At 58.8% G+C, this 11,930-nt stretch carries 12 protein-coding genes and 1 pseudogene; 11 read left to right on the forward strand and 2 right to left on the reverse strand.

Annotated elements, in window-relative coordinates; genetic code table 11:
• Nucleotides 1-53: 53 nt before the first annotated feature.
• From LDL28_RS14720 to LDL28_RS14755, 8 genes and pseudogenes are all read left to right on the forward strand, one after another.
• Entirely contained in the window at nt 54-314 is a 261-nt protein-coding gene (locus LDL28_RS14720) for a hypothetical protein (protein WP_233059427.1), read from the forward strand.
• Nucleotides 314-3,499 (forward strand): MobF family relaxase, encoded by a 3,186-nt coding sequence (gene mobF / locus LDL28_RS14725; RefSeq protein ID WP_233059428.1) that lies wholly within the window; start codon nt 314-316, stop codon nt 3,497-3,499. The genes LDL28_RS14720 and mobF overlap by 1 nt, the downstream gene beginning before the upstream one ends.
• Nucleotides 3,500-3,574: 75 nt before the next feature.
• Nucleotides 3,575-3,895, forward strand: coding sequence for a hypothetical protein (locus LDL28_RS14730; RefSeq protein ID WP_233059429.1), 321 nt, complete (start codon nt 3,575-3,577; stop codon nt 3,893-3,895).
• Nucleotides 3,896-4,020: 125 nt separating this feature from the next.
• On the forward strand, nt 4,021-4,374 hold the full coding sequence (locus LDL28_RS14735; protein WP_233059430.1) for a helix-turn-helix transcriptional regulator: 354 nt from the start codon (nt 4,021-4,023) through the stop codon (nt 4,372-4,374).
• Complete coding sequence (arsC, locus tag LDL28_RS14740; RefSeq protein ID WP_233059431.1) at nt 4,371-4,793, forward strand: arsenate reductase (glutaredoxin); 423 nt, start codon at nt 4,371-4,373, stop codon at nt 4,791-4,793. The genes LDL28_RS14735 and arsC overlap by 4 nt, the downstream gene beginning before the upstream one ends.
• The gene (locus LDL28_RS14745) at nt 4,793-6,088 is read left to right on the forward strand and encodes an arsenic transporter (RefSeq protein WP_305069312.1); all 1,296 of its coding nucleotides are present in this window, start codon (nt 4,793-4,795) and stop codon (nt 6,086-6,088) included. The genes arsC and LDL28_RS14745 overlap by 1 nt, the downstream gene beginning before the upstream one ends.
• A gap of 23 nt (nt 6,089-6,111) precedes the next feature.
• Entirely contained in the window at nt 6,112-6,810 is a 699-nt protein-coding gene (gene arsH / locus LDL28_RS14750) for an arsenical resistance protein ArsH (RefSeq protein WP_233059432.1), read from the forward strand.
• A gap of 8 nt (nt 6,811-6,818) precedes the next feature.
• Nucleotides 6,819-7,343 (forward strand): annotated as a pseudogene (locus LDL28_RS14755) (NAD(P)-binding domain-containing protein); the annotation flags it as partial.
• A 54-nt stretch (nt 7,344-7,397) separates the two neighbouring features.
• On the opposite strand, the gene LDL28_RS14760 reads toward LDL28_RS14755, so the two are convergent.
• Nucleotides 7,398-7,916 carry a chromate transporter gene (locus tag LDL28_RS14760; RefSeq protein WP_233059434.1) on the reverse strand — a complete coding sequence of 173 codons (519 nt, stop codon included), beginning with the start codon at nt 7,914-7,916 and terminating at the stop codon, nt 7,398-7,400.
• A complete protein-coding gene (locus LDL28_RS14765) occupies nt 7,913-8,473 on the reverse strand; it encodes a chromate transporter (protein ID WP_233059435.1) in 561 nt (186 codons plus the stop codon). Before LDL28_RS14765 ends, LDL28_RS14760 begins: the two co-directional genes overlap by 4 nt.
• Before the next feature lie 306 nt (nt 8,474-8,779).
• On the opposite strand from LDL28_RS14765, the gene LDL28_RS14770 reads away from it, so the two are divergent.
• The 3 genes from LDL28_RS14770 (at nt 8,780) to LDL28_RS14780 (ending at nt 11,838) form a co-directional block, all read left to right on the forward strand.
• Nucleotides 8,780-9,193 carry a hypothetical protein gene (locus tag LDL28_RS14770; protein WP_233059436.1) on the forward strand — a complete coding sequence of 138 codons (414 nt, stop codon included), beginning with the start codon at nt 8,780-8,782 and terminating at the stop codon, nt 9,191-9,193.
• 492 nt (nt 9,194-9,685) lie between these two features.
• Nucleotides 9,686-10,183 carry a DUF1796 family putative cysteine peptidase gene (locus tag LDL28_RS14775; protein WP_233059437.1) on the forward strand — a complete coding sequence of 166 codons (498 nt, stop codon included), beginning with the start codon at nt 9,686-9,688 and terminating at the stop codon, nt 10,181-10,183.
• Between the two features lie 248 nt (nt 10,184-10,431).
• On the forward strand, nt 10,432-11,838 hold the full coding sequence (locus LDL28_RS14780) for a lipopolysaccharide biosynthesis protein (protein ID WP_233059438.1): 1,407 nt from the start codon (nt 10,432-10,434) through the stop codon (nt 11,836-11,838).
• The last annotated feature ends 92 nt before the right edge of the window (nt 11,839-11,930 follow it).

Raw genomic sequence — 11,930 nt, forward strand, 5'->3', positions numbered from 1 at the left:
ACCCACAAAAGGCGGACGTATCCTGACCTCCTGACAGTTCAGGAGAACAGGATATGTCCGACAGCACAAACAGCGAGGGAACCGGTGTCGCAGCGTCCCTGCTGCAGTTGACCGCGCAGATGGGCCTGGCCCTTCAGGGGATCGAGGACATCCTGCGGTGTGTCAGCCCCAGCGAAGATGAAGATGGCAATCGTGTCGCGGACGCACTGGACCGCCTGTCCGCGGCCGTTAGCGAACAGACCGATACGCTGAACCAGCTTACCGAGAGCGTGCGGCTTCTGGCCCCGGTCGGGGCCGAGCGGACGGCCGGGTGATGATTACCTATCGGAAGGTGAGCGCGAACGGGGCGGGCAAGCTCATTGTCGCCTATCTCCGGGAGCATAAGCTCGACCCGGAGACGGATGTCCGCTCGGATCGCGACCGGTCCCGTGATGTGGAGAGCGGGGCGCGCCTGAACAGCTATTACATCGGGCGCGACGGTCAAGGGGAATGGGCGACTGATATGGGCGGAAGGATTGCCGACGCCCTGGGAATTGACCTGTCCCGGCCACCGGAAAACAAGGGTCTCGAACGCCTGTTCGAGGCAAAACGTGCGGACACCGGTGAGGAATGGGCCAATACCGGCCGCAAGCGTGAAATCTCGAGTTTCGATTTTACCGCATCCCCCGACAAATCCGTGACGCTTGCGGCCGAGTTCGCCGCCACGCAGGCCGAGCAGGCCCTGATATGGCAGGCGATCCATATCGCCAATGACCGGGCGATGGCACTGATTGCCGAGGAAGTTGGTGTCGCGCGGCGTGGATCTGGCGACGAGGCCTACATGGAGCCGGGAGAGGTGGCTCGGGTTTCGATCCGGCATTACACCGCGCGCCCGGCCATGGTCATCCAGGACGGACCGGATGGACCGACGGGATCGGTTGAACTCCCGGTGCCCGGCGATCCGCAGGCCCATATCCATAACATGATGTTCAATGCGGTGGCGACGGAAAGCGGGCATCTCGGCTCCCTCGACAGCGCCCGGATTACAAAGACGACTTCTCACCTGTTTGGTGCCTATTTCCAGGCCGAACTGGCGCAGCAGCTCCGCGGGCTTGGCGTCAGGGTCCGCCCTGACGAACGGGGAAAGGCCATCATCATTGAGAACATCCCCAGATCCGTGTGTGATGCGTTCTCAAAGCGCAGCCGTCAGGCCGAAACACAGGCCAAGGCATTTGTGAAGCGGCAGGGTGGCGACTGGAACACCATGTCAGCCGAACAGAAGTTCAAGGTGCTGCACCAGGCGAATCTGGCGTATCGGTCGAAGAAATATACCGGCACCAACGACCGGGAAATCTGGCGTGAAGAGGCGGCGGAACTGGGATGGAAGCACAGCACCGTTCTGACTGGCGACGTCAGTCAGGAACTGCCTGATTCCGAGCGGTACGAGAAGGCGTATGAAATCGCTGCCCGGCTGATCGCCGACGAGTTCAGGACAGCGGCCGTTCTGGATCGGGACGTCTTTCGCATGCATGCGGCACATGCACTGATTGCGACCGGTATAAACGGTCGGCGTGATATCAATCACGTGGCCGACATGATTGAGGCACGGGGCATCGAAATTGATGGCGAGCGGGTCGGATTTGTGGTCCGTGAGCAGGATCGAAAGGTGCGGATCACGACCAGCAGACAGATTGCGATCGAGACGGAAATGGGCGATCTGGCGGGGCTTGCCGCCCGGACACGCGAGGGTGCGCTGTCTGACGACGCCATTTCCCGCGCAATCGCCGGCTCAGGCCTTGATTTTGAGAGCGAACCTGATCACGGGCGCGCCCAGATTGCGGCAATTCATGCATTCGGGCAGGCTGGAGGCCTTGGTTTTCTGACAGGGGTCGCGGGCTCCGGTAAGACCACGTTGCTCAGGCCGCTGGTTTCCGCATGGAAAGAGGATGGTCGGAACCTGATCGGCGCAGCCATGGCATGGCGGCAGGCGGATGCGCTCAAGGATGCCGGCATTACCCGGACCCTTGCCCTGACCCCGTTGCTCGACCGGATTGCGAAGGGTAATCTGGACGTTGATCGAAATACTGTTCTGGTGCTTGACGAAGCCAGTCAGATTGCGCCCCGGCAGATCCTTGAAATCCTGCGTCTGCAAAAGGAGGTCGGCTTTTCCATCCGTGTTCTGGGGGATCGCCAGCAGGCGCAGGCGATCGAGGCGGGTGACAGTCTGGCAATCCTTGAACGTGTGCTGCCGCCGGAGGCGAGACCGGAACTCCTCAGTACCGTCCGTCAGAAATCGGCCCGCGCTCGTGAGATTGCAGGCCTGTTCCGTAGTCCAGGGAGAAAGCTTGACCTGAGCGAGGCGGAGCAGAAGGAGAAAGATGCGGCACGCGCGCGTGAGGCGATCGACATGAAGCGTTCAGACGGAACCTTCAGCCTGGTGGGTGGCGACCATGCCCAGGTGGTGGCCGAGCTGGCTGATTTCTATCTCAGGCGGCGTGACATGCTGCGTGCGAGTGGATCGAAGCGTGGCATAACCATGTCCGCCCCGACCAACGAGGATGTCATGGCGTTAAGCCTGGCCGTTCGTGAGAGGCTGCGTGCCCGCAACGAAATCGGGATGGAAGAGATCATACGCGCGGCCGTCGACCAACGTGGAGAGACCTATGATCTCCCCATCTCGAAGGGTGACCGTCTGCGGCTTTTCTCCCGGGTACAGTGCCAGGTGACACGGGCGGACGGCAGGGGATGGCGCTGGCGGGACTTCGGGTCGAATGGCGATTTTGTGGATGTACAGGGTTGGGATGAAAAGGGTCTTGTCCTCAGGAACAGTCGGGGTGTGACCGGGATGGTGCCGTGGGAGCGTCTGGCTGACCGGTCCACCGGCCGGATCAGGCTGGGTCCCGGCTATGCGATGACAATTGACTCCGCGCAGGGCATCACGTCGGACGAGCACATCAATGCCATGCCGCGTGGCAGTTCATCTGTCACCGGATTTACCGCCTACGTGGCGGAGAGCCGCCATGTCCATACCTGCTGGACACGGGTAGCCGAAGCGCCGGTACGGGAAGCGGAAGTATTTTCCCGGCCGCTGGGGGATACGGCACCGGTAACGCGGGAGGATCTGCTTAACCGGATTGCCAGTGATATGGGGCGACATGATTACAAGGCCCTTGGCATCGACCTTGAGCGGGTACGTCTTCGCTACGAGAAGAACACGACACGGTGGGTACGCCAGAACCATGAGAACGAGGCGGCCAGGCAGCAGGGGAAGACGCCGGGAGCCGGGTTCAGAAACCGTATGGCGGCGAAGGAAGTCGCATCGGTGCCGCAGCAGAAATGGGATGATATCGACCGAAGGCTGAGGCGTATGGCCTACCAGACGCAGGATATGGCCGAGAAGCTGGAACGCGTGGTCAAGGAAAGGCGCCGCCAGGAGGACCAGGCGGAAAAACGGCGTAGGGAAGAACAGGTGCGTGAGCGCGATCGGCGCCCCACGCAGGCGGCCAGCCGTGGCATGTAATCCCTGAGTTTATGATATCGTGCATGTCGCGGTAGAATGCGGGCCGTTCCGGCCGTCACCCACCGAGGAGTTGAAATGATCTTTGGACAGGAAGCCATAGCCGGGTTTGTTGCGGTATTAAAACCTCTGGTGCTGGCGGAACGTCAGGCCGAGACCATAGAAACCCATGAGGCCTACCTTCAGTTCAGGGAGTGCCAGAAAGCCCTGAATGACTGGGTTCTGGGCGAGGCCCGCATGATGGTCGAGCAGACCCCGGGCGCTGGTCTGGACGACATGCGGGAACTCTATCGTGTTCTTCTGGATTACCCTGATCTGGGCGCGACGGTCTCGGATCGTGCCGTTACGGGCGCGATCCTGAGCGAGGCGTGGGCTGGATTGCAAGGATGGATAAAATGACTGCCTTGTGCGGGAAACTGAATGTCTGGTCTGAGCAGAAAAATTGAGGAAGCCGACGGTCGTGATCTCCGTTTACTCAGATAGCATAGCTTGACTTACGACAATATATCCATAAACAAGGATATATGGATATAGAATCTACCCTTGCCGCGCTTAGCGCCCTGTCGCAGTCCACGCGGCTGGAGATCTTTCGCCTGCTGGTGCGCCATGAACCGGACGGGCTGCCCGCCGGGGACGTCGCACGCCATCTCGCTATGCCGCAGAACACGATCTCGGCCCACCTCGCCACCCTGGCCCGTGCCGGCCTGCTGACCTCGCAACGCCATAGTCGGCTGATCGTCTATCGCGCCAGTCTTTCTCGCCTGCGTGAGTTGATGCTTTTCCTCGTCAAGGATTGCTGCGCGGGCAGTCCCGAACTCTGTGCACCCCTGATCGCAACCCTGTCCTCGTGCTGCCCGTCCCCGCAAGCCTACTCATGACCATCACGATCTACCACAACCCGGCCTGCGGTACGTCGCGCAATGTGCTGGCGCTGATTCGCAACAGCGGCGAGGAGCCTCGCATTATCGAGTATCTGAAAACGCCTCCCAGCCGTGCGGGACTGGTCGATCTGATCGCCCGTATGGGTGTTCCGGTGCGCTCGGTCCTGCGGGAAAAGGGTACGCCCTTTCACGAACTCGGCCTCGATAATCCGGCCCTGAGCGATGATGCGCTGATCGACGCCATGATCGCACACCCGATCCTGATCAACCGGCCGATCGTCGTCACCCCGCTGGGTGTTGCGCTCTGCCGTCCGTCCGAGGCGGTTCTGGACATCCTGCCCAACCCGCAGAGAGGCGCTTTCGTCAAAGAGGACGGCGAGAAGATCGTCGATGAATCCGGCAAGCGGATCTCCTGATGCTGGCGCTTCTGATTTTCGTTGTCACGCTCGTTTTTGTCATCTGGCAGCCTCGGGGGCTGGGTATCGGTTGGAGCGCAATGGCAGGTGCCGCCGTGGCTCTGGCGGCAGGTGTGATCCACTGGCACGACATTCCTGTCGTCTGGCACATCGTCTGGGACGCGACCTTCACCTTTATCGCGCTGATCGTCATCTCGCTGTTGCTGGACGAGGCCGGGTTCTTCCATTGGGCCGCCCTGCACGTGGTGCGCTGGGGCAAAGGGCGAGGCCGGACGCTCTTCCCGCTGATCGTGGTCTTGGGAGCGGCCATTGCGGCTGTGTTCGCCAATGACGGCGCGGCCCTGCTGCTGACGCCCATCGTCATCGCCATCCTCACGCAGCTTCGCCTCAGTCCTGCTGCGGCGCTGGCCTTTATTATCGCCACTGGCTTCGTCGCGGATACCACCAGCCTGCCGCTCGTCATCTCCAACCTGGTGAACATCGTCAGCGCCAATTTCTTTGGCATTGCGTTCGATCGCTATGCTGCGGTCATGGTCCCTGTCGATCTGGTAGCACTTGGTGCAACGCTGGCCGTCTTGTGGCTGTGGTACCGGCGGCAGGTGCCTGCGACCTATCCCGTCGCCGAACTGCCCGCACCTGCCACGGCCATTCGTGACCATCATGTATTCCGGGCGGCATTTCCGCTACTGGCCCTCGTTCTGGCGGCCTATTTCCTGACAGCGCCGTTTCATATCCCGGTCTGTGTCGTAGCTTGCCTGGCCGCCGGAACCCTGTTGCTCGTCGCCGGGTATGGCCGGGAGATCCCTGTTCGCAAGGTGCTGCGGGGCGCCCCGTGGCAGATCGTGATCTTCTCCCTGTGCATGTATCTGGTGGTCTATGGGCTGCGCAATGCCGGGCTGACTGACTATCTTGCGACCGCACAGGTCTGGCTCGGTCATCAAGGGACGTTCACGGCCACCATCGGCACCGGCTTTCTGGCGGCGGTTCTGTCGTCCATCATGAACAATATGCCGAGTGTGCTGGTCGGGGCGCTGGCGATCCAGCAGGCTCACGACATCACGCCGCTGACACGCGACCTGATGATCTATGCCAACGTCATCGGTTGCGACCTCGGGCCAAAATTCACGCCGATTGGTAGTCTCGCAACACTGCTGTGGCTGCATGTGCTGGCATCCAAGAACCATCGGGTCACATGGGGGCAGTATATGAAAGTTGGACTGGCGATCACCCCGCCCGTCCTGCTGGCAACACTCGCGGCGCTGTCCCTGTGGCTGCCCTGGATCAGCCACCCGTAATGCACGAATGGACCACTATCACAATGACCGAACCTGACTTGCCGGCCCTCCACCCCGAATATCTTGAACGGGTCGATCTCGCGCGGCTCGAACCGCAACCGCATGTGGACCATCCGCCGCGTATCCTGCTGCTCTATGGCTCTTTACGCCCCCGATCTTTCAGCCGGTTGCTGGTGCTTGAGGCGGAACGCATCCTGAAGGTGCTGGGGGCCGAGACAAGGGTGTTCGATCCGACCGGCTTGCCGATAGCGGATTCCGTACCCGCAACCCATCCGAAAGTGCAGGATCTGCGGGAACTGTCGATCTGGTCGGAAGGCCAGGTCTGGTGCAGCCCCGAACGGCACGGCAACATTACCGCCGTGTTCAAGAACCAGATCGACTGGTTGCCATTGTCCGAAGGCTCGATCCGTCCGACGCAGGGCCGCACGCTGGCGGTCATGCAGGTCTCAGGCGGATCGCAGAGCTTCAATTCCGTCAATGCGCTGCGGGTTCTGGGCCGGTGGATGCGGATGTTCACCATCCCCAACCAGTCCAGCGTGCCAATGGCCTATACGCAGTTCGGTGACGATGACCGCATGAAGCCGTCCCCCCTCTATGACCGGATGGCGGATGTCATGGAGGAACTGATGAAGTTCACATGGCTGCTGCGCGACCGGGCCTACTACCTCGTGGACCGCTATAGCGAACGGAAGACGGAATTCCGTCTCCCGGAAAGCCTGTGAGCCGGGCAATGGCGGAACAGTTCGATGTTGTGATCGTGGACGGTGGTCAGGCGGCACTCGCCGCGTCGTATTTTCTACGACGGACCGGGCTGCGTTACGTCATTCTCGATAACGGGACCCAGGCAGGCGGTGCATGGGTGCATGGCTGGGACTCCCTGCATCTGTTCTCGCCCGCGTCCTACAGTTCGCTGCCCGGCTGGCCGATGCCCGACACGTCGGATGGCAGCTACCCCACCCGCGACGAGGTGCTGGACTATCTGCACCGCTACGAGGCGCGCTATGCGCCGCCGATCCACCGCCCCGTAACGGTCGGACGTGTGGAACGCACTGACCAGAAATTCCTGAATGTCCGAACCAGCGTGGGTGATTTCCTCAGCCACGCGGTCATCGGCGCAACCGGCACATGGTCTGCGCCCTTCATCCCCGATTATCCGGGCCGCGAATTGTTTGTCAGAACGCAAATCCACTCCTCCCATTACCGCAACGCGGAAACCGTTGCCGGCCAGCGTGTGCTCTCGGCGGCCGGGGGAAGCTGTCCTTTCGGTTTTGATAACTGGATCAGGAAAGAGCCTACGGTGATAGGACTTTTATACAAAAACATGCATTCCAATAGATAAACAGGCCGAGCCAAGTATAATCCAGAAAATATCCACTTTTGTCACAAACATCAGCAACAGACTAACGGCGGCGATGCCATAGGTGAACCACCCGGTCAGAGCTTCTTTTGCCAGCGGAAACGCTGCGGCGAACAACAGGGCAGCACTGCTTATAACGACCATGCGAATGAGGCTCCGAAGTCTCGGATGTTCAAGGTGCCTCCCTGCATAATGAAGCAAGGGCAGGATCAGCACGGCGGGCGTAATCATTGCCAGCCAACCCGCCACTGCTCCCCAAAAACCGGAAACGAAATAGCCCACGCTGACAACATATAGGCCCACCGCACCCGGTGTGCTTCGTGTAATGACCACAGCCTCGTTCAATTGGGATTCGGTCAGGACATGGTGATGAAGGACAAGGGCATCCTGAATTGCTGGAAGGGATGCAAGCCCCGCAAAGGTGGTAATCGTCGCCTTGAGAAGAATGGCATACAACTCAAGAAAACTCATGCCCGTTTTCCCGGCACAACGATCCCGACGACAGCGCACAAGAGCAGGATATCAATCGCGGGAAGCTGGAAACCCCAATAGAGAACGAGGGAACTTCCCACGATCAGGGCTGAAATCCATCTGGACTCCTTGAGGACATAGGGACGTGCCACTACCCAGGCCGTTCGGACTGTCACCGCGACGGCACAGGCCACCGCACCCTGAATCGCGGCCTGAACAATCGGATCATGCTCCCAGAAGCTGAACAGCATGGTGCAAAGCAGGACAAAAAGGGCGGATGGCACCGAGGCCGCGAGCAGCGCGCAAAGAGCGCCGAAACCACGGCGTACCATCCATCCGATGCCAACACAGAATGCCAGAAGATTTGTCCCCGGAATAAGGCGTGCCAAGGCAAAACATAGTGAAAATTCTCCATCATTCAGCCATCCGCGCCGTTCGATAATTTCCTTATGCAATACAGAAACAGTGGCTGTTCCGCCTCCCCATGTAAAATTAGCATATCGTGTAAAAACATTCGCAATCTCAAGGAATCCTACCTGTCTGTTTCTTGCTTTCACGATGACTTACTCCTCAGTTATGACTTTCTTTCTCATTTCAGACAATGCGGTGCCCAATATCAGACCTGACTGTTTCTTTCGGGGATCGATATCTATCTATATATAGATCGGGGAAGGAGATGTCTCGTGAGACGCACTATATTTCGGTTACCGATATTAAGCCTGATAGGGCTGGGATATCTCATGGCGGAACAAGCGCCCGCTTTGGTCACAAGTGTCACAGACATGCATGGCCAGAATGTCATCCTGCCGGATGCTCCCCGGAAACTGGCTGACCTCTGATTTCCGATCGACGAATTCGTCGCCATGCTGGGCGGAGCGCGACAGAGCGCCGTCACCGTCGCCCGCCCAAAGACGTTTCCCTGGCTGTTCCGTATGGTACCGGATCTTCGACTGGCCAAGGAGATTGACGATCCTGTCCCAAATGGCAAAGCCTTGCTTCAAGGGGGAGTCAATCTGGCTCTGGTTACAAGACCTTCTCCAGCAGTAACACCCTTGAGTCACGTTGGGATCGAGACGGTCGATGTCGGCTATACCACAACAGCGACCTTCGAACGTTCGCTTCGGCTTATCGCTTCCATTCTCGATACACCTGATGCTACCCGCAAGGCTGAATCACTGCAGACCACCGCGAAGGATGGTTCTCCTCTTCCTCCAGAACCATCCGGGCTGCACGTTCATGAAATTCAGGCGGAAAAAGCTTCGATTTGTTGCTCATAAATTCTTCTTACCTCACGGGTCTTTCTGTCTCCACAAAACCCAGGGCAATTCACTGCTTTCTGGCGTCCTTGCGCGCTGGGAATGGACTCTATACGATCGCCCGAATGCCATTACTGGCGGATACAGTTGCCCCGTGGGCACGACAGACATGAATATTGAGCAAATGTGGTACGGCGATTACGGTTTCAGCACACTCCATCTGTACAGTGCCCAATGAGTTGGCTCAGCAGCGACGATAAGGCGGAAACCCGTGTGAAGCGCGGGACGTACCGCTTAACCCCAGCATGGCTGCTTTCCATGCGAACCTCCCTTACGAGGTATCAGCACCGGCGTTTGGGCAAGATGCCCGATTACGGCACGCGCACCGTCAACGGGAAGAAAGTGCGGCATATTGTCCCGCTTGGAACTCACTGTCTGGCTGCCGGCATCCTGCGAGACGCGCAACTACGTCGCTGCGCCTTACCATTTGACTAGGCCTTCTCAACACCGGGAATGATCCAGCATGTCCTTGAGAGCGACTTCGCCGATTTCATCCCTCCGGCCGGACAGGAGCATGCTGTTGTCTATCGAGACCGCTTCGGACTGAACGACGTGTTTCCTCATGTCGATCTCACGTCGAACGAAACCCGGACTACCTTTAATCGGCGGATTGCGCGTTTCCGGAGGATACTCGCCAGCCGCGACGCAACGCTGTTCGTGATGGTTTCGCGCGCATCTATCCCGATCGGATGGCATTTTGGACCATTGGTGGACCTCCTCATGGCACAGTCTCCAAACGCCGAACTCCTAGCGATTCAATTGCTGCCACCCCGCCGAGGGGGCGAAAGCGTCGGCATGGAGCTGGTACAGCGCCGGGAACAATCGCGCCTGTATGATTTTCGTCCTGCCTCGGACGAAAGCGCGTTGGGGTATTTTCCAGACGTAATCGATGAACTCATGATCTTACGCTTGATCTATCAGTATCATCTCGACCTGCAAGACGCTCAGTGACCGATCTGCCGCCATGCGCTGCTGTCGCGTCCTAGGTGTTTAGTCCCGGGGTTTGATGGTGTGATATTTTCACGTGAGTGGAAGGAAGAATTATGGGACAGATACGTCATGGTAGCCCTTGCGGGCGGTCACCTGCCCACCACGGTCTATATCCATTTCCGAGCCAAGAGGAGTTTGCCCCATTGTTTTTGTCTGTTGCTTTAAGGGAACGTATCCAGCGCCATACCGTGCGGTACGTGTGAACATTGATGGCTACTGAATCAGGCGGCGCGCTTAAGCGGATTTTCAGCAATACTGGCTTCCTGATCACAGGACGTGCCACCAACGCGATTTGTAGCTTTGTCTACATCGCATGGGCGGTACGCGCACTAGGACTGAAGCAGTTCGGCGAGTTGATGCTCATCACCACATTTGGGGCCGCGATCTCTATAGCAACACATCTGCAGTCCTGGCAGCCCCTACTACATTTTGGCACGGATCCCTTTACTAATGGCAGACGTGCGCAGTTCTCGCGCGTGCTGGCATTCTGTATTCGGGCCGATTACCTGAGCGGCAGCGTGGGCTGGCTGGTCGGCACAGTGGGGGTCGTGCTGTTTGGTACTTATATGGGATGGCCCCCTACGGATCAGTGGGCGGCGACGGCCTATATGTTGACCATCCCATTCATGAACACCTGTTGGTCGGCCGGTGTATTCCGGCTGTGCAATTCCTTCTGGCTGACCATGCTGGTCGAGCTTTCAGGCACACTGGTGCGCACCGTGGGGTCAGGGGTGGGTTTCATGTTCCATATGGGACTGGATTACTACCTGCTGGTGTGGAGCATGACGCAGTTCATCAAGTTCACAAGTAGTACCATCCTTGCCTTTCTTCAGTTGCGGCGAGTGGGGGGAGTAAGCCTTAATCTGTTTGCGCGTCTTCAGCCCAGTGATGCGCCGGGTGTGTGGCGCCTGACGCTTACCACCAGCGGTAATCATGTGCTGAGTTCGGTCTTTAACCAGTTCGGCACGTTGCTGGTGGGTGGCCTGCTTGGCCCGGCGGATGCGGCTATCTATCGCGTCTCGCGTCAGATCGGAGAGGGGATTGCCACGCCCGTGCAACTGATGGTGCCTACCCTTTACCCCGAGTTCATCCGTCTGCGCGAAAAGCAGGACTGGTATGGCATCAAGCGCGTGATCGTTCACCTGTTCCTGATCATCTGCGGCTTCTCGGTCATACTAATGGGAGCAACGATGGCAGTAGGCAACATCCTGCTGACATGGATGCTGCACGTGCACTGGGAAGGTGGCCGACATTTGATCATGCTCATGTTGGGCAGCGCCGTGATCGGACTTGGCATCGTGCCGCTCGAGCCGCTGCTTACGGTTATCGGGCAGGTCTCGCGTGTACTCAGGGCGCGCATTATCGTCATTCTGATTTACCTGCCGTTGCTCTACGGCATGACCCGGCTATGGCACCTTGAAGGGGCTGCAGTAGCTGGTTTGGTGGCAGCCCTGATCATGTTCAGCATCTGCCTCGGTCCAGTTATAGCCTGGTTCCGCCACGTGGCACCTGGCCGCATGCCCGTAACCTTGGCCGATCCGACACCAGAGATACCAACTTCCACACCCGGTAAAGATACGCTCAATGGCACCCAGCGTCATAGCAAGACAATGTAGGGCCCGAAGAACAAGGCGGGGAGATGCCCTGCAGGGTTTGCCCAGGGAATTATTTTATGCGGGGACATTCTCGCCTAAGTCCAAAGCTCTTG

Source organism: Komagataeibacter sp. FNDCR2 (assembly GCF_021295395.1).
GTDB lineage: Bacteria > Pseudomonadota > Alphaproteobacteria > Acetobacterales > Acetobacteraceae > Komagataeibacter.

Bases quoted from the DNA above. Each gene is read 5' to 3' on its own strand.
- LDL28_RS14775 (WP_233059437.1), top strand. From the start codon at position 9,686: ATGATCCAGCATGTCCTTGAGAGCGACTTCGCCGATTTCATCCCTCCG.
- LDL28_RS14735 (WP_233059430.1), top strand. From the start codon at position 4,021: ATGGATATAGAATCTACCCTTGCCGCGCTTAGCGCCCTGTCGCAGTCC.
- arsH (WP_233059432.1), top strand. From the start codon at position 6,112: ATGACCGAACCTGACTTGCCGGCCCTCCACCCCGAATATCTTGAACGG.
- LDL28_RS14770 (WP_233059436.1), top strand. From the start codon at position 8,780: ATGCTGGGCGGAGCGCGACAGAGCGCCGTCACCGTCGCCCGCCCAAAG.
- mobF (WP_233059428.1), top strand. From the start codon at position 314: ATGATTACCTATCGGAAGGTGAGCGCGAACGGGGCGGGCAAGCTCATT.
- LDL28_RS14720 (WP_233059427.1), top strand. From the start codon at position 54: ATGTCCGACAGCACAAACAGCGAGGGAACCGGTGTCGCAGCGTCCCTG.
- LDL28_RS14780 (WP_233059438.1), top strand. From the start codon at position 10,432: ATGGCTACTGAATCAGGCGGCGCGCTTAAGCGGATTTTCAGCAATACT.
- LDL28_RS14730 (WP_233059429.1), top strand. From the start codon at position 3,575: ATGATCTTTGGACAGGAAGCCATAGCCGGGTTTGTTGCGGTATTAAAA.
- LDL28_RS14745 (WP_305069312.1), top strand. From the start codon at position 4,793: ATGCTGGCGCTTCTGATTTTCGTTGTCACGCTCGTTTTTGTCATCTGG.
- arsC (WP_233059431.1), top strand. From the start codon at position 4,371: ATGACCATCACGATCTACCACAACCCGGCCTGCGGTACGTCGCGCAAT.
- LDL28_RS14760 (WP_233059434.1), bottom strand. From the start codon at position 7,916: ATGAGTTTTCTTGAGTTGTATGCCATTCTTCTCAAGGCGACGATTACC.